20 protein-coding genes are annotated in these 14,735 nt (G+C 66.8%); 3 read left to right on the top strand and 17 right to left on the bottom strand.

From position 1 onward, the window contains the following. Positions 1-992, bottom strand: a 992-nt coding sequence (locus ACRDUX_RS37580; RefSeq protein WP_526422081.1) for a S49 family peptidase, incomplete at its 3' end; no start/stop codon positions are given. A 75-nt stretch (positions 993-1,067) separates the two neighbouring features. Between ACRDUX_RS37580 and ACRDUX_RS37575 the strand changes: the two genes are divergently transcribed. Together ACRDUX_RS37575 and ACRDUX_RS37570 are read left to right on the top strand one after the other, a co-directional pair. After that, a complete protein-coding gene (locus ACRDUX_RS37575) occupies positions 1,068-1,994 on the top strand; it encodes an LLM class flavin-dependent oxidoreductase (RefSeq protein ID WP_526422079.1) in 927 nt (308 codons plus the stop codon). A gap of 134 nt (positions 1,995-2,128) precedes the next feature. Next, positions 2,129-2,437 carry a hypothetical protein gene (locus tag ACRDUX_RS37570; protein ID WP_526422077.1) on the top strand — a complete coding sequence of 103 codons (309 nt, stop codon included), beginning with the start codon at positions 2,129-2,131 and terminating at the stop codon, positions 2,435-2,437. Positions 2,438-2,512: 75 nt separating this feature from the next. Here the strand turns inward: ACRDUX_RS37570 and rplO are convergent, their stop codons facing one another. The 14 genes from rplO to ACRDUX_RS37500 form a co-directional block, all read right to left on the bottom strand. Further along, positions 2,513-2,959: a 50S ribosomal protein L15 gene (gene rplO / locus ACRDUX_RS37565; protein ID WP_526422075.1), complete on the bottom strand. Its 447-nt coding sequence runs from the start codon at positions 2,957-2,959 to the stop codon at positions 2,513-2,515. Positions 2,960-2,962: 3 nt separating this feature from the next. Continuing rightward, entirely contained in the window at positions 2,963-3,142 is a 180-nt protein-coding gene (gene rpmD / locus ACRDUX_RS37560; RefSeq protein WP_526422073.1) for a 50S ribosomal protein L30, read from the bottom strand. 2 nt (positions 3,143-3,144) lie between these two features. After that, entirely contained in the window at positions 3,145-3,846 is a 702-nt protein-coding gene (rpsE, locus tag ACRDUX_RS37555) for a 30S ribosomal protein S5 (RefSeq protein WP_526422071.1), read from the bottom strand. A gap of 28 nt (positions 3,847-3,874) precedes the next feature. Then, on the bottom strand, positions 3,875-4,243 hold the full coding sequence (gene rplR, locus ACRDUX_RS37550) for a 50S ribosomal protein L18 (protein ID WP_526422085.1): 369 nt from the start codon (positions 4,241-4,243) through the stop codon (positions 3,875-3,877). 35 nt (positions 4,244-4,278) lie between these two features. Next, positions 4,279-4,818 carry a 50S ribosomal protein L6 gene (rplF, locus tag ACRDUX_RS37545; protein WP_526422069.1) on the bottom strand — a complete coding sequence of 180 codons (540 nt, stop codon included), beginning with the start codon at positions 4,816-4,818 and terminating at the stop codon, positions 4,279-4,281. Between the two features lie 10 nt (positions 4,819-4,828). Next, complete coding sequence (gene rpsH, locus ACRDUX_RS37540) at positions 4,829-5,227, bottom strand: 30S ribosomal protein S8 (protein WP_526422067.1); 399 nt, start codon at positions 5,225-5,227, stop codon at positions 4,829-4,831. Between the two features lie 95 nt (positions 5,228-5,322). Continuing rightward, entirely contained in the window at positions 5,323-5,508 is a 186-nt protein-coding gene (locus tag ACRDUX_RS37535; RefSeq protein ID WP_163918946.1) for a type Z 30S ribosomal protein S14, read from the bottom strand. Between the two features lie 4 nt (positions 5,509-5,512). Continuing rightward, positions 5,513-6,076, bottom strand: coding sequence for a 50S ribosomal protein L5 (rplE, locus tag ACRDUX_RS37530; RefSeq protein ID WP_526422065.1), 564 nt, complete (start codon positions 6,074-6,076; stop codon positions 5,513-5,515). A 2-nt stretch (positions 6,077-6,078) separates the two neighbouring features. Continuing rightward, complete coding sequence (gene rplX / locus ACRDUX_RS37525; RefSeq protein ID WP_526383127.1) at positions 6,079-6,396, bottom strand: 50S ribosomal protein L24; 318 nt, start codon at positions 6,394-6,396, stop codon at positions 6,079-6,081. Next, positions 6,397-6,765: a 50S ribosomal protein L14 gene (gene rplN / locus ACRDUX_RS37520; protein ID WP_526422063.1), complete on the bottom strand. Its 369-nt coding sequence runs from the start codon at positions 6,763-6,765 to the stop codon at positions 6,397-6,399. It abuts the gene before it with no gap. Between the two features lie 244 nt (positions 6,766-7,009). After that, the gene (locus ACRDUX_RS37515; RefSeq protein WP_526422061.1) at positions 7,010-7,708 is read right to left on the bottom strand and encodes a hypothetical protein; all 699 of its coding nucleotides are present in this window, start codon (positions 7,706-7,708) and stop codon (positions 7,010-7,012) included. Between the two features lie 45 nt (positions 7,709-7,753). Next, the gene (locus ACRDUX_RS37510; RefSeq protein WP_526422060.1) at positions 7,754-8,713 is read right to left on the bottom strand and encodes a formylglycine-generating enzyme family protein; all 960 of its coding nucleotides are present in this window, start codon (positions 8,711-8,713) and stop codon (positions 7,754-7,756) included. A gap of 25 nt (positions 8,714-8,738) precedes the next feature. Next, a complete protein-coding gene (locus ACRDUX_RS37505; RefSeq protein WP_526422083.1) occupies positions 8,739-11,087 on the bottom strand; it encodes an arylsulfatase in 2,349 nt (782 codons plus the stop codon). Between the two features lie 86 nt (positions 11,088-11,173). Continuing rightward, positions 11,174-11,851 carry a DUF2306 domain-containing protein gene (locus tag ACRDUX_RS37500; protein ID WP_526422058.1) on the bottom strand — a complete coding sequence of 226 codons (678 nt, stop codon included), beginning with the start codon at positions 11,849-11,851 and terminating at the stop codon, positions 11,174-11,176. 57 nt (positions 11,852-11,908) lie between these two features. On the opposite strand from ACRDUX_RS37500, the gene ACRDUX_RS37495 reads away from it, so the two are divergent. Next, positions 11,909-12,628: a TetR/AcrR family transcriptional regulator gene (locus ACRDUX_RS37495; RefSeq protein WP_526422056.1), complete on the top strand. Its 720-nt coding sequence runs from the start codon at positions 11,909-11,911 to the stop codon at positions 12,626-12,628. Between the two features lie 9 nt (positions 12,629-12,637). Here ACRDUX_RS37495 and ACRDUX_RS37490 read toward each other — a convergent pair whose 3' ends face one another. Beyond that, positions 12,638-14,344 carry a diguanylate cyclase domain-containing protein gene (locus tag ACRDUX_RS37490; RefSeq protein ID WP_526422054.1) on the bottom strand — a complete coding sequence of 569 codons (1,707 nt, stop codon included), beginning with the start codon at positions 14,342-14,344 and terminating at the stop codon, positions 12,638-12,640. A gap of 61 nt (positions 14,345-14,405) precedes the next feature. Then, positions 14,406-14,735, bottom strand: a 330-nt coding sequence (locus ACRDUX_RS37485) for a DICT sensory domain-containing protein (RefSeq protein ID WP_526422052.1), incomplete at its 5' end; no start/stop codon positions are given.

Raw genomic sequence — 14,735 nt, 5'->3', positions numbered from 1 at the left:
GCGATGGTGTCACCGCCTGCGCTGGACGTTCCCAGCGGGGACAGCTGACGTCCGCCACGACCGCTGACGATGGGCCCGGCCAGCGTCACTACGGCGATGGTCGGCTTGGACTTGCGGCCGGGCAGTGACGGCGTGGACCCCGGCCCCGTCGCGCGTGCGTAACGGGACAGGTAGAGCCGCGGTGGCGCGTCGGGACCGTCGGGTGCGACAGCCGGTGCTCCCGCCAGTTCGGTGATGCGCGCATATGCCTCGTCGCGGAATCCGATGCGGTCGACGAGGCGCCCGGTGACCGCGTCGTCGCGCAGCAGCGGCGCCTTGTCCGCCAGCGCGTCGACGTCGCCGGTTTCGAGGTGGCGTGACGCCGCCACGGCCGCGAGCACCTGTTCGTTCAAACTCTCGATGAGCCGGCCGTCGGCCTCCCGGTGCGCCTCCGTGTAGCTCTCCTCGGTGAACAGGTTGGCCGCCGACTTGTATTCGCCGCGTGCGATGAACTGCGCTTGGATACCCGCCTTCGCCAACGCGTCGCGCAGGAACAGTGCGTTGGTCGCGAACCCGACCAGCCCGACGGTGCCCGACGGCTGCATCCACACCTCGCGGAAGGCGGACGCGAGGTAGTACGACATCGTGCCCGGATAGGTTTCGGCCCAAGCCAATGAGGGTTTGGTGTCGCTGAACTCGACGATCGCCTCGCGCAGCTCCTGTACCGGCCCGGCCTGCGCCGCAGGCAGTTGGACGCGCGCGATCAGCCCTGCGACGCGATCGTCCTTCGCGGCCCGCCGGATGGCCGCGACCGCCTCGCGCAGAAGCAGGGGCTTGCCGTTGCCGTTGAGCATGGCCAGCGGATCGAAGCCGCTCGACTCCGGTGGCATCGACTGGAGGTCGAGTTCGAGCACGCAGCCACTGGGCACGCCGTTGTGACGCGCGGTGTCCACCTTGCGCACGATCGCTCGCAATTCGCCGGCGCCGGGCACGTCTGTCAGGAAGCTGAGCATGACGCGAGCCTACCGATGATGGCGCCAAACCCTCCGCGAGCAGTGTTTCGCGAAATCAGCCGTAACGTGGATCGGGTGCGCTTCTCGATCTCTCTGCCCCAGCTCGACCTGAACGGCTTCGACGGGCCCGCGTTCAAGGCCTACCTGCTCCGCGCCGAGGAACTCGGCTTCGAAGGAGGGTGGACGCTTGAGCAGACGATCGGTGCCGAGTCGTTGATCGCGCCGATGGAGCTGCTCTCCTACGCAGCCGCGTGCACCACCCGGCTGCGGCTTGGCGTCGCGGTCATCGTGTCGTCGCTTCACGACCCGCTGCAGCTGGCCTCCACTGCCACGGCCGTCGACCGGCTCAGCCACGGCCGACTCGACCTCGGGGTGGCGCCCGGCGGCGGGTTCCGTCAATTCGCCGCGTTCGGGATCGAGCCCAAGACGTTCATCAGCAGTTTCACCGAGGGTCTCGAGCTCATGAAGGCAGCGTGGTCGGACGAGGAGCGGGTGACGTTCCACGGCAGGTTCCGCGATGTCGACGACCTGCCGATTCAGCCCAAGCCCGTGCAGCGGCCGCACCCACCGATCTGGTTCGGCGGCACCGCTGGGGCCGCGCTGGCCCGCGCGGTGCGCCTCGGCGACTCCTTCCTCGGTGCGGGTTCCTCCACCACCGAGACGTTCGTCAAGGTGGCCGCCACGGTGCGCAGGGAACTCGACGTCCAGGGCCGGGATCCGGCAGCCTTCACGATCGGCAAGCGCGTCTACCTGATGATCGACGACGACGCCGCTCGTGCGCGGGAGCGTGTCGTCGCCGGATTGCACCGCAAGTACGGCCAAATGCCCGGCATCGAGGCGGTGCCGGTGTCGGGTACCCCGGCCGAGGTGGCCGCCGGGCTAAGTGCCGTCATCGACGCCGGAGCGCAAATGATTCTGCTCAACCCACTAGGCGACGACGTCGCAGAGGACCGCGAGCAAATGGACCGGCTCGCGGCCGAGGTGCTGCCACAGTTGCACTGACCCGTCGCACGTCACAACCGGTAGCTAGTGCAGCTTCGTTGTGTGACGCACATTTCATTCGCCTGCGTTTTGACGCCGCTACGGCGTGGTACAAACGCGGTATGAAAGCGATGAATTTGATAACCCCAATGATCATGGCCGGTGCTGCAGCGACGGCGATCTTCGCCGCGCCGATCGCTGTGGCGGAGAATTTCGCGATTGCGGCAAGCAACCAGACCACTCAGTTCGCCCCGCAGAGTCCTGGTGGTGATGGCTGCGCCAACGGCGTGTGCGGTAACGGTGGCCCTCAGGGCGGCGGCGGCTGCACCAACGACGGCACGTGCGGTAACGGTGGTCCGCAAGGTGGCGGGGGCTGCACCGCCGACGGCTCGTGCGGCCACGGCGGACCCGCTGGCGGAGGCGGCTGCGTGCCCGGCATCGGCTGCTTCCAGTACGGGTCCTGAGACGTCCAGGACGAACCAACCAGATGAACGAAAGAGCCCCGCACGCCAAGGCGTGCGGGGCTCCGTACGTCTGATCTACAGCTCGGTGACTGACCCGCCCGCGGCGCTGATCTTCTCGCGCGCGCTGCCGCTGAACTTGTGAGCGGTGACATCGACCTTAACGGACACCTTGCCGTCGCCGAGCACCTTCACCAGGGTGTTCTTGCGGACCGCACCGGCGGCCACCAGCTCGTCGACACCGACCGTGCCGCCGTTGGGGAACAGCCGGTCCAGATCGGCGACGTTGACGACCTGGTACTCCGTGCGGAAGCGGTTGCGGAAGCCCTTGAGCTTCGGAAGCCGCATGTGGATGGGCATCTGGCCACCCTCGAACGTCACGGGGACGTTCTTGCGGGCCTTGGTGCCCTTGGTGCCGCGACCCGAGGTCTTACCCTTCGAGCCCTCGCCGCGACCCTTGCGGGTCCTGGCGGTCTTGGACCCGGGCGCTGGGCGCAGATCGTGCAGTTTGATGACGTCACTCATGACTTACGCCTCCTCAACGGTGACGAGGTGGTTGACGACGGCCAGGAGGCCGCGCGTCTGTGCATTGTCCTCGCGCACCACGGTCTGACGGATCTTGCGCAGTCCGAGACTCCGCAGGCTCTCGCGCTGCTTCCAGCGGACGCCGACGGTGCCGCGCACCTGGGTGATCTTCACTTCAGCCATGACTATGCCGATCCGTCACGCGCGGCCGCAGCGGCCAGCGCTTCGCTCTCACGCCGCGCCTTGAGCATGCTCGGCGGTGCGACGTCTTCGATCGGAAGACCGCGACGCGCGGCGACTTCCTCGGGACGCTGGATCATCTTCAGCGCAGCAACGGTGGCGTGCACCACGTTGATCGCGTTGTCGCTGCCCAGCGACTTGGCCAGAATGTCGTGCACGCCTGCGCATTCCAGTACCGCGCGGCACGCGCCACCGGCGATGACGCCGGTACCCGCGCTGGCGGGACGCAGCATGACCACGCCTGCGGCGGCTTCACCCTGGACGGGGTGGACGATGGTGCCACCGATCAGCGGAACGCGGAAGAAGCTCTTGCGTGCTTCCTCGACGCCCTTGGCGATCGCGGCGGGAACTTCCTTGGCCTTGCCGTAGCCGACACCGACCATGCCGTTGCCGTCACCGACGATGACCAGCGCGGTGAAGCTGAAGCGCCGACCACCCTTGACCACCTTCGACACGCGGTTGATGGCAACGACGCGCTCGAGGAAGTTGCTCTTGTCACCGCCGTCGCGGCCACCACGGCCACCACGGTCGTCGCGGCGCCCGCGTCCGTCGCGGTCACCCCCGCCGCCACCGCGTGGGGGCCGGCTACCGGTGGTGCCCGCCGCTCCGGCGCCGGTTCCGGTTCCTGCTGTTGGCTGATCGGCCATCAGACAGTCCTTCCGTCTTGAGTCTTCATCAGAATGTCAGTCCGCTCTCGCGGGCGGCATCGGCCAGTGCGGCGATGCGGCCGCCGTAGGTGTTTCCACCGCGGTCGAACACGACCGAGTCGATGCCTGCGGCCTTGGCGCGCTCCGCGATCAGCTGTCCGACCCGGACGCTGTGGGCCTTCTTGTCACCCTCGACGGCACGGACGTCGGCCTCGATGGACGACGCGGCGGCCAGCGTGGTGCCGGTCTGGTCGTCCACCAGCTGCACGTGAATGTGCCGCGATGAGCGGTTGACCACGAGGCGCGGACGCTCGGCAGTACCGGCGACCTTCTTGCGCAGCCGGGCGTGGCGACGGGTCCGCGAAATCCGCCGGGTCTCGGAGACGTTCTGCCCCAGCGGCTTGCGCTTGATGGTTTCTGTATTGGCAGCCATTACTTACCTGTCTTTCCGACCTTGCGGCGGATCTGCTCGCCTTCGTAGCGAACGCCCTTGCCCTTGTACGGGTCAGGGCGACGCAGGCGGCGGATGTTCGCCGAAATCTGGCCGACCTTCTGCTTGTCGATACCGGTGACCGAGAACTTCGTCGGCGTCTCCACCGCGAACGTGATGCCCTCGGGCGCCTCGATCACGACGGGATGGCTGTAGCCCAGCGCGAACTCGAGGGACTTGCCCTTGAGCACGACGCGATAACCAACGCCGAAGATCTCCATCTTCGTGGTGTAGCCCTCGGTGACACCGGTGATCAGGTTGGCGACCAGCGTGCGAGACAACCCGTGTAACGAGCGGTTGCGCCGCTCGTCATCCGGACGGGTCACCAGGATGGCGCCATCGTCGTTGCGCTCGATCGAGATCGGCTCGGCCACATCGAGTGCGAGTGAGCCCTTGGGCCCCTTGACGGACACGTTCTGTCCGTCGATCGTTATGTCGACCCCGGTGGGAACCAGGACCGGCTGCTTTCCAATTCGCGACATGTCTACTCCCTCACCACACGTAAGCGAGGACTTCGCCGCCCACGCCTTGTCGTGCTGCCTGACGGTCGGTGAGTAGGCCACCGGACGTGGAGATGATCGCCACGCCGAGGCCACCGAGAACCCGGGGCAGATTGGTTGACTTCGCGTACACGCGCAGGCCGGGCTTGGAAACCCGCTTCAGGCCTGCGATGCTGCGCTCACGGCTTGGGCCGTACTTCAGTTGCACCACCAGTGCCTGGCCCACCCGAGCATCCTCGGTGTGGAAGTCGGTGATGTAGCCCTGTTCCTTGAGGATCTCGGCGATGTGCACCTTGATCTTCGAGTGAGGCAGAGTCACCTCGTCGTGGTACGCCGAATTGGCGTTGCGCAGACGTGTCAAGAAGTCTGCGATCGGGTCCGTCATGGTCATGACAGCCAGCTCACCTTCCTCGCGGCGGTTCCCGCCGGGTTGAATACCCTTGGGGGCCTGCCGCGTGCTTTCCTAGTTGGTCTGTTGGTTGGGGGTTACCAGCTGGACTTCTGGACACCGGGCAGCTCGCCGGCGTGCGCCATCTCCCGCAGGCAGATTCGGCACAGGCCGAACTTGCGGAACACCGCGTGCGGACGTCCACACCTGTTGCAGCGCGTGTAACCGCGAACCTTGAACTTCGGCTTCTTGTTGGCCTTTATGACCAGCGCCTTCTTTGCCATCTGCTCAGTTCTCCTTGAACGGGAAGCCCAGCGCACGCAGCAGCGCGCGGCCTTCGTCGTCAGTCGTCGCCGACGTGACGACGGTGATGTCCATGCCGCGAGGCCGGTCGATGCTGTCCACGTCGATCTCGTGGAACACCGACTGCTCGGTGAGGCCGAAGGTGTAGTTGCCGCTGCCGTCGAACTGCTTGGGCGACAGACCGCGGAAGTCGCGGATACGCGGGAGGCTGATCGAGACCAGGCGGTCCAGGAACTCCCACATGCGATCGCCGCGCAGCGTCACGCGGGCGCCGATCGGCATCCCCTCGCGGAGCTTGAACTGGGCGATCGACTTGCGCGCCTTGCGGATCTCCGGCTTCTGGCCGGTGATCAGCTGCAGGTCGTTGACCGCGCCGTTGATCAGTTTGGCGTCACGGGCGGCGTCACCGACACCCATGTTCACGACGACCTTCACCACGCCGGGGATCTGCATGACGTTGGCGTAGTTGAACTGCTCGTTGAGCGCGCCCTTGATCTCATCGCGGTAGCGCTGCTTCAGACGCGGGAGCGTCTTCTCTGCGGTAGTCATCTCTAGATGTCCTTGCCGTTCTTCTTCGACACGCGGACCTTCTTGCCGGTCTCTTCGTCGAAGCGGTAGCCGATGCGGGTGGGGTTGCCGTCGGAGTCGACGACCATCACGTTCGAGACGTGGATCGGAGCCTCCTGCGTGACGATGCCGCCCGAGGACGCACCGCGCTCGTTCTGCGAGACGGCGGTGTGCTTCTTGATCCGGTTGACGCCCTGGACCAGGACCTTCTCGCGGGTCGGGAAGGCCTGCAGGACCTTGCCCTTGGCGCCCTTGTCCTTACCGGAGATCACCAGCACGGTGTCACCCTTGTGCACCTTCATTTACAGCACCTCCGGGGCCAACGAAACGATCTTCATGAAGCGCTTCTCGCGAAGCTCGCGACCGACCGGCCCGAAGATGCGCGTGCCGCGCGGGTCGTTGTCGGGCTTGATGAGGACGGCGGCGTTCTCGTCGAACTTGATGTAGCTGCCGTCGGCGCGGCGGCGCTCCTTGACGGTGCGGACGATGACGGCCTTGACGACCTCGCCCTTCTTGACATTGCCGCCGGGGATTGCGTCCTTGACGGTCGCCACGATGACATCGCCGATGCCGGCGTATCGCCGACCCGAGCCACCGAGCACCCGGATGCACAAGATCTCCTTGGCGCCCGTGTTGTCGGCGATCTTCAGCCGCGACTCCTGCTGAATCACTAGATCTCCTCGAATTGAGTGCACGGCAAGCAGCATGAAACTGTTTGACGTACGCGGTCTTCGTCACCCAAGGGCACGCAGGGCTGGCTTCTCCGATGATCGCTTGCGCGAAGAGCTACATCCGAACAGTCAGCCGAGGTCTGCCCAAGGCAACCCCTACATAGTAGGTGAGCACGCGCGATGCTCCAAATCGCGTCGGATCTGGGCTCTCGGCCGGATCGCGACGCTGCCTGAAGTCTGGCACTCACGGGATCGTGATGGCGAAATCCGCCGTAAGCACCGCCGTCGCGGCATCGAAGGCCGGCGTGCCGCTGGGCGCGGCGGCATGGATCGTCACCAGGTAGTTCTTCGTATTCGTCCAGATGTGGGCAATGCGGTCCTCGAAGGTCTCGTTGCCCTGCGCGCCACCGGAGAGCTCACCCACGAGGCGTTGCCCGCTGTAGCCGCAAATCTCGGCGGGCAGCACGCTGACGCTGCTGATCGGGGCCGACGCCATGACGTCGTCGGCGTACTTCTCGAAGGCCGCGGCCGGGTCGAGGTCGGTCCTGGCGATGCTCACGTCGCCGGAGGTGCCGTCCGGTCCGGTCAGCGACACACCCGCGGGCGTTGGCGCCGCACTCCATCCGGCGGGCAGCGATACGACGATCCTCGGCGCGGCGGGGTCACCGATCAGCACGGGAGTTGCCGTGCCGGCCTCCGCCGGAGGCGGCAGACACAACAGGGCGTTCGGAGGAACCGTCTCCCGCATGGTGGGTGCGACGCCCATGGTCGACAGGTCGGGTTGGGTGCTCGCCGACGTGGTTGGCGAGGTGGCCGTCGCCGTCGCATCACCGGTCGGTCCTGCGATTGGGTGACCGTCGCTGGTCTTCGTGCACCCGCTCACCGCGCTGACGGCGACCAGTGCCGAAATCAGCCATCCGACCCCACGTGGGTGGCGTGTCATCGGCACAGTATGGGCCGCAGGCGGCCCCCGCGGACGCGCTTCGAATCACACGTCGGCCACGCACCGGAACCCGATGTGGGTCGTCGCGCTGTCCTGCGATTGCGACGATCGGGCAGCAGGTCGGTAGCGGTGGCAGTACTCCGGCGCGCAGAGGTGCGAGCCGCCCTTCAGTGTCTGGTTGACGCTCGGATCCGGCTCCCTCGCGGGCGTGCAGCAGCCCTCCGCCTGCTGCTCAGGCACCCGCCGGTGCTGATCCCCCTGTCGCTCCGCTCCCGCCCGCCGATGCTGATCCCCCTGTCGCTCCGCTCCCGCCCGCCGATGCCGCATCGAATACCTCGTCGTCGTCCACTCCCACACATTGCCGATCATGTCGGCCAGCCCGAAGACGTTCGGCGGGAAGGCGCCGACCGGGGACGTGCCGGACCACCCCATGGCGCCGTCGTTGCGATAGGGGAAGTGACCCTGCCACGTATTGGCCATCAGGTCACCGCCCGGCGCCACCTCGTCACCCCACGCGTAGGTCGTTGTCGCGCCGCCACCCGCGGCGTACTCCCACTCCGCTTCGGTGGGCAGGCGCCGTCCCGCCCACTTCGCGTAGGCCAAGGCGTCGACGTACGAAACCTGCACGACCGGATGATCGAGACGGTCGTCGATCGCACTGCCCGGACCGAACGGCTGCCGCCACGACGCATCCGGCGCCCAGTCCCACCACTGTCGCCAGTCCCGCAGATCGACGGGTCCGGCGGTCGGTCGGAAGATCAGCGCGCCCGGCCCGAGGTCTGCCGCCGCGACCCCGGGGTACAGCGCAGGATCGAGCGGGCGTTCGGCCACCGTCACGTATCCGGTGTCCTCGACGAATCGAGTGAACTGGGCGTTGGTCACTGGGTGCCGCTCGACGGCGAATGCGGACACCATCACCATGTGGGCAGGGGATTCCTCCGGGTAGAAGGCCGTCGACCCCATCCGGAAGTCCCCGCCGGCAAGCCCGACCAATTCCGTGAGCACCCCGTTCACGGTAGGCGCTGTGTGATCAGTCCTTGGAGAAAGCCTGCGCCAGCTCCCGTGCCACGTCCCGGTACGGGGTGCCCGAAATGTCCACCACCACCTTCTCGATGGTGCCACCGGTGAAGGCGTACGGCGCCGCGTAGGCGCTGGAGATCGCCTGCCCCGAGTTGCGTCCCACCGCGATCCCTCCGCCGGCGAGCCCAAAGGTGCCGGGATGCGCGCGCACCCCCGACAGGGTGGCGACCGTCTCACCATCGATGTGCAGCGACACGTCGCCGAGCGGTGTGTGACTGCCCTCGACGGTGCCGGTCTTCTCGTAGCGGACTCCGAAGACGTGATCACCCAACGGAATCGGATCGGGCGCCGACACCCGCTGCTCGTCCTCACCCATGAAGTTGTAGATGTACTGCAGGCGGGCGCCCTGAACGAACAACACGTGCCCGCCGTGCCCGGCGCCCTGTTTGAAGAGCACCCCCTGGGCGTCGGCCGAGTCGACGGTGACCTCGGCGAGGATCGAGAAGGACTGTCCCCGAATCTCGACCGCCGCGCCGATGCCGACCTCGGCGGTGCCCGGGTAGTACGTGAACGTCTTCCTGTCAGCGGACAGATAGGGCCGCCACCGCGTCAAGGTCTCCAGAAGGTTCAGATCAGCCAGCGGAAGTCCGTTGTACTTGGCCGCCTCGCTGAACCAGAGCGCCTTGAGTTCCTCCAGTTTCTCCGGTCGTTCGGCCGCCAGATCGTGACACTGGCTGCGGTCCGCTTCGATGTGGAAGAGCTCCCAGCGGTCGTCGTCGAAGTGCGACCAGCCTGCGGGACTGGCGGCGTGGACGGTGTTGGCGAACCAGCCGTCGTGCCAGATCCCACGCGTTCCCAGCATCGCGTAGAACTGCGTGTCCTTGCCGGTGTCGGCGGACGAATCAGCAAGGGCCGCCTTGAAGCTGACCCCGTCGAGGGGCTTCTGCACGATTCCCCCGACCTCGTCGGGAGGGGTGATCCCCAACAGGTCGTAGATCGTCGGCGTGACGTCGCAGACGTTGACGTAGTTGTCGCGAACCTCGCCGTGGGCGTCGATCCCGTTGGGCCAGGAGATGATTGCCGTATCGGCGATGCCGCCTTCGTGTGAGGCGTAGCGCTTGAACAGCTTGTAGGGCGTGTTGAACGCCATGGCCCACCCGATCGGGTAGTGGTTGTAGGTCTCGGGCCCACCGAGTTGGTCGTAGAACCGCAGGCTCTCCTCCACGGTGTCGATGTAACCGTTGAAGAACTTGACCTCGTTGACCGAACCATTGGGCCCGCCCTCGCCACTGGCGCCGTTGTCGGAGATGACCACGATGACGGTGTTGTCCAGCTGCCCGGACTCCTCGAGGTAGTCCAGGATGCGGCCGATCTGGGCGTCGGTATAGGACAGGAAGCCGGCGAAGACCTCGGCCATCCGGCTGAACAGCCGCTTCTCCTCGTCGTCGAGCGTGTCCCACCGCCGCACGGTGTCCTGGTAGGGCCATGGCTCGCCGCCCGGTCCCGTCACGTCGAGATACGGGTTGACGGGCGACAATTCGGTGTCCTGCGGCACGATGCCGAGTTTCTTCTGGTTCTCGAGGACGATCTCGCGATACGCCTCGTAGCCCATGTCGAAGCGCCCGGCGTACTTGTCGGCCCATTCCTTGAAGACGTGATGCGGGGCGTGGCCCGCCCCTGGGCAGAGATAGTTGAACCACGGCTTGTCCGGCGCGATCACCTTCGCGTCGCGGATGAATTCGATGGTCTTGTCGGCCAGGTCCTTCGACAGGTGGTAGCCGTCCTCCGGGGTGCCGGGAGGGGCGACGGGATGGTTGTCGTAGACGAGTTCGGGATACCACTGGTCGGTTTCCCCGCCCATGAATCCGTAGAACCGCTCGAAGCCGCGACTCAGCGGCCAATGTCGTTTGGTGGCCGCAAGATTGGACTCCTCGAGGGGAGTGAGGTGCCACTTGCCCACGCAGTAGGTGTTGTAACCCTGTTCGGCGAGCACCTCCGAGAGCAGCGCGGTGTCGTTCGGGATGCGGCCGTTGCAATTCGGGAATCCGTCGGTGAACTCCTCGATGGTGGCCATTCCCACCGTGGTGGCGTTGCGCCCGGTGAGCAGTGAGGCCCTTGTCGGCGAGCACAGCGCAGTGGTGTGAAATTGCGTCAGGCGCACGCCGCGTTCGGCGATGCGGCTCATGGCGGGCATGTCGACCAGGCCGCCGAAGCAGTCCCACGTTGCGATGCCCGTGTCGTCCCAGACGAGGTAGAGCACGTTGGGCGCATCCGCCGGGGCCGTCGGCGCGGCGTACGGCGCCCAGTCCGGCTCGGAATCGCGGATGTCGAGCTCGATCCTGCCCTTGAATTCGCGCATCTGTCCCGTCGCCTCGCTCGCCCCAGTGGTCATCGCACCCCGTCCAAGGTCGGTGAATCGCCGGATCCTCGACGACCGCCCGGAGGTTACACCCGCAACGTATTCGGAGGCTGAGGAATTGACGATGCCGGCATCTCGGACTGGCGATTCAACCACCACTGCACCACGAGCAGCGGAACCGTCCAGCCGAGCCAACCGGACAGGCCGGCCACCAGCCAGATGAAGTGTTCTTCGTCGCCGCCAAAGACGCTGTCCCGCAGGGGTTGCAAGGTCAGGTAGAAAATTGGGTTCCAGATCCGGTTGGTGATGATGGAGAACGCGAGTGTCACGCTGCGGAGCATGTGCCTCCGATGGCCGGCGATGTCGCGCCGCCGTGCGGCCAGGTACCCGTTGACGGTGAACCACAGCCACGACGTGGCCAGCGCGACGTTGCCCACGGCGAGGACGGGGCCGAACGGTGTCGCGGCGCCGATGACCATGCCGCTCGCCGCCGCGGGGAGTGCCGCGGCGACGTACACCCTGCCAATGCCGCGATGCAGCCCCGGCCGCCGGACCCGCAACCCCGGCCAGATCTGAACCAGCGCCGCCACCATGGCCACACTGGCCAGCGCCACGTGGACGACCAACAACGGATAGTGCAGACCGAAGGTCGCAGGCACCCGCGACCGCGCGGGGTCAACGGTCAGATAGGGCGGCAGCGAGAGCACCAGGAACACGGCGACCACGACGACCAACAGCGCAGACCAACGACGTGCGTATGTCATACGCATTAGCGTACGACATACGCACAGGCGGGGTTGATCCATTAGGCTGAAACCCACATGACCAGTGATGAAGCCGACGAGACGCCACTCCCCCGTGCGCTGACCCTGCTGTGGCAGGAGAGCTCGCCGCCCCGGCGGTCGAGCGGGCTCACCCGCGACCGCATCGTCGCGGCGGCGATCGATCTGGCCGACGCGGATGGGCTCGGCTCGCTGTCCATGGCGCGCCTGGCCGAGCGGCTGGGCTGCGGCACGATGTCGCTGTACCGACATGTCGCCAACAAGGACGAACTGCTGGTGTTCATGCTGTCCGCGGCGCCCGGCCGGCCACCGACCTCTGCCGATCCCGCGAACTGGCGTGGCGCCCTTACGGATTGGGCGAACGGGCTGTGGGGCGTGTACCACCGTCATCCCTGGGTGCTGCACACCGCGTCAGTGGGCCCTCCCGCCGACCCCGGCCAGCTGTCGTGGCTGAACACCGCACTAGCCGCACTCGGCGGCACGTCACTCGCCGAGCGCGACAAGCTCGGCGCCGTCATGGCCGTGCAGCACTTCGTGCGCGGTGCCGCGGCTCTGGCCATCGGGGCCGGCGCCGTGCCGGATCACGGCTATCCCGACCTGCTCAAACGACTGGTCGACCGGACGACGTTCACCGCGCTGTCCGCTGCCCTCGACGCGGGGGCCTTCGACGAGGCGAACAGCGATCCACTGGCCGAATTCCATACCGGCCTAGAACAATTGCTCGACGGTATCGAGATGAAGGTCGCAGGGCGTCGCTGATGGACCCGGCTACCCGGCGGGCCCCTCGGCGGCCCGTGACGAGTGACGCGCGACGTCGTGATCGTTGGTCGCGCCGTCGGGCATTCGACGGTCCGACGTACCAGTCCTGCGGTGGATGCGTCGCCGACGATTGGCCTTCGTCTCGTACATGGCCGAATCCGCGTCACGGAGGATCTCGATGGCGCTGCGGCGATCGTCCGGCGCCACGAGGGTGACCCCGATGCTGCCCTGCGTGCGCACCGTCGCCGCGCCAAGAGTCATCGGTTCGGCGAGGCTGCGTTCCAGTCGGCTGACGAAGTCAGCCAGCTCCGAACCCCCCACGTCACCGGCCACCAGCGTGACGAACTCGTCTCCCCCGAGGCGGCCGACCACGTCGTACGGTCCCACCGACGCGCGAAGACACTGCGCAACGCTCTGCAGGAGTTCGTCACCGGAGTCGTGGCCCAGCGAGTCATTGATCGACTTGAGGTTGTCGAGGTCGATGAACAGCACGGCGCCCAGCCGCTGATCGCCATGCGCGCGAAGCGAATCGGAGATGTGGTGCAGCACGGCGGCGCGGTTCGGCAGCCCGGTCAGTGCGTCGTGTGTCGCACGGTAGGTGAGCCGTTCACGAGCGACCCGCTCGGCGGTGATGTCGGAGAAGGACACCAGAATGGCCGCGCCGTAACGACGGTCGCTCTCGAGCGGTCGACAGCTCGCCCGCAACCAGGTGCGGCGACCGTCGGTCCGGTCGATACCGACGACGAAGCCGTGGAACGACTGTCCCGTTCGGACCGTCCGCGTGACGGGGTTGTCCCGCAAGTCGATTCGGCGACGGTCGGCGTCGAACATCGGTACGACGTGCACGGCGCGGCCGTCGCCACCGGTGAGCACCGCGGCGGACAGCCCGAGGATCTTCTCGGCGGCCGGGTTCGCTGACGTCACACTCCCGGCACCGTCGATGACCAGGATTCCCTCATCGAGTGAATTGACGATCCTGCGCAGAAGGCGTTCCACCCCATGCGATTTGGTCTCATCGGTGCACACCAGCGCGTAACCCGTGTCCAATGGCGTCGCCGCCACCCGCACGATCAGCGGATGGCCGTCCGACGTGTGGTGGGTGGCGTGCACCACGCCACCACCGGCGACGACGGCGGCCAAGTCGAGTGGCGCTCCGACGGCGGTGCTGATCGGCAGGGCCAGAGCACTGGCCGCCGGGCGCTGGTAGGTGACCTCGGCGGCGCGGTTCCACTTCGTCACTAGGCCGGTGACCGTCGTGGCGATGACCGCCACGCTGACATGGTCGACCAATGCGGCCTGGTAGCGCAGGCTCCGCTGCGCGGTGCGGACGAACGTCAGGTCCCGCAGCGTCACGTGATAGGCCGGTCTGCCTTCCCACGTGGTCAGCGCCGTCACGGCCTCCACGTCGAGCGTGGTGCCGTCGAGACGTAGGAGCACACTTTCCGAGGCGCGGGTGACGTCTCCCTCGCTGCGCAGAGCCGCCATTCGGGTCAGAACGGCTTCGATCGAATCCGGATGGAGGAACTCGGTGACCAGGTGCCCGCGCACCTGGTCGGCGAACTGCGCTCCGATCCACCGCACCGCCGTGTCGTTCGCGTAGACGACGCGGCCCTCGCGGTGCACGATGATTCCGTCGGGACTGCGGTCGACCAAACGTCGAAACGACGCCTCGGCAGCGTCACCGCCGTAGTGCGCGTTGGTGTCGGTATCGGGCATCGGAATCAGCTGTCCAAGGTGTTGCCATCACGTCGATGGAGGCGCCGGTTTCGATGGGTCATCACGGCACTCTGTTCAGCAGGGCGGACGCCGCTGCAGTGACGACCGCTCGGTCATGGGTGACCACGAAGTCGAAGCGACGGTCGTGGTCCGCTTCGCCGGCCTGGCCCGCACATTCACGGGCGATCAACGCTACCGCAGTCTGCGGACCAAGGGTGACGACGACCCATTCGTCGCAGAGGGGGTCCGAGGCGTCGAGGTCGACGGCACGCAACACGGGTGCCTGACGCGCAGCCATCTCCCGCCCGAACACCGCCACTAGCGGACGGGCCTCGGCGAGCGTGACGTAGCGATCGCGCGTCGACGGACCGAAGTAAGCACCGTGTTGGAA

Source organism: Mycobacterium sp., from assembly GCF_050701675.1.
In the GTDB taxonomy this organism is placed as follows: domain Bacteria; phylum Actinomycetota; class Actinomycetes; order Mycobacteriales; family Mycobacteriaceae; genus Mycobacterium.
The sequence above is the reverse complement of the archived record's forward strand: the minus strand, read 5'-3'. Positions and strand labels throughout refer to the sequence as shown.

Excerpts from the sequence above, each read along its gene's own strand:
- rpsH (WP_526422067.1), bottom strand. The coding sequence starts at position 5,227 with ATGACCATGACGGACCCGATCGCAGACTTCTTGACACGTCTGCGCAAC.
- ACRDUX_RS37570 (WP_526422077.1), top strand. The coding sequence starts at position 2,129 with ATGGCCGGTGCTGCAGCGACGGCGATCTTCGCCGCGCCGATCGCTGTG.
- rpsE (WP_526422071.1), bottom strand. The coding sequence starts at position 3,846 with ATGGCCGATCAGCCAACAGCAGGAACCGGAACCGGCGCCGGAGCGGCG.
- rplF (WP_526422069.1), bottom strand. The coding sequence starts at position 4,818 with ATGTCGCGAATTGGAAAGCAGCCGGTCCTGGTTCCCACCGGGGTCGAC.
- rplX (WP_526383127.1), bottom strand. The coding sequence starts at position 6,396 with ATGAAGGTGCACAAGGGTGACACCGTGCTGGTGATCTCCGGTAAGGAC.
- ACRDUX_RS37490 (WP_526422054.1), bottom strand. The coding sequence starts at position 14,344 with ATGCCCGATACCGACACCAACGCGCACTACGGCGGTGACGCTGCCGAG.
- ACRDUX_RS37495 (WP_526422056.1), top strand. The coding sequence starts at position 11,909 with ATGACCAGTGATGAAGCCGACGAGACGCCACTCCCCCGTGCGCTGACC.
- rpmD (WP_526422073.1), bottom strand. The coding sequence starts at position 3,142 with ATGGCTGAAGTGAAGATCACCCAGGTGCGCGGCACCGTCGGCGTCCGC.
- rplO (WP_526422075.1), bottom strand. The coding sequence starts at position 2,959 with ATGAGTGACGTCATCAAACTGCACGATCTGCGCCCAGCGCCCGGGTCC.
- ACRDUX_RS37535 (WP_163918946.1), bottom strand. The coding sequence starts at position 5,508 with ATGGCAAAGAAGGCGCTGGTCATAAAGGCCAACAAGAAGCCGAAGTTC.
- ACRDUX_RS37515 (WP_526422061.1), bottom strand. The coding sequence starts at position 7,708 with ATGACACGCCACCCACGTGGGGTCGGATGGCTGATTTCGGCACTGGTC.
- ACRDUX_RS37500 (WP_526422058.1), bottom strand. The coding sequence starts at position 11,851 with ATGACATACGCACGTCGTTGGTCTGCGCTGTTGGTCGTCGTGGTCGCC.
- ACRDUX_RS37505 (WP_526422083.1), bottom strand. The coding sequence starts at position 11,087 with ATGCGCGAATTCAAGGGCAGGATCGAGCTCGACATCCGCGATTCCGAG.
- rplE (WP_526422065.1), bottom strand. The coding sequence starts at position 6,076 with ATGACTACCGCAGAGAAGACGCTCCCGCGTCTGAAGCAGCGCTACCGC.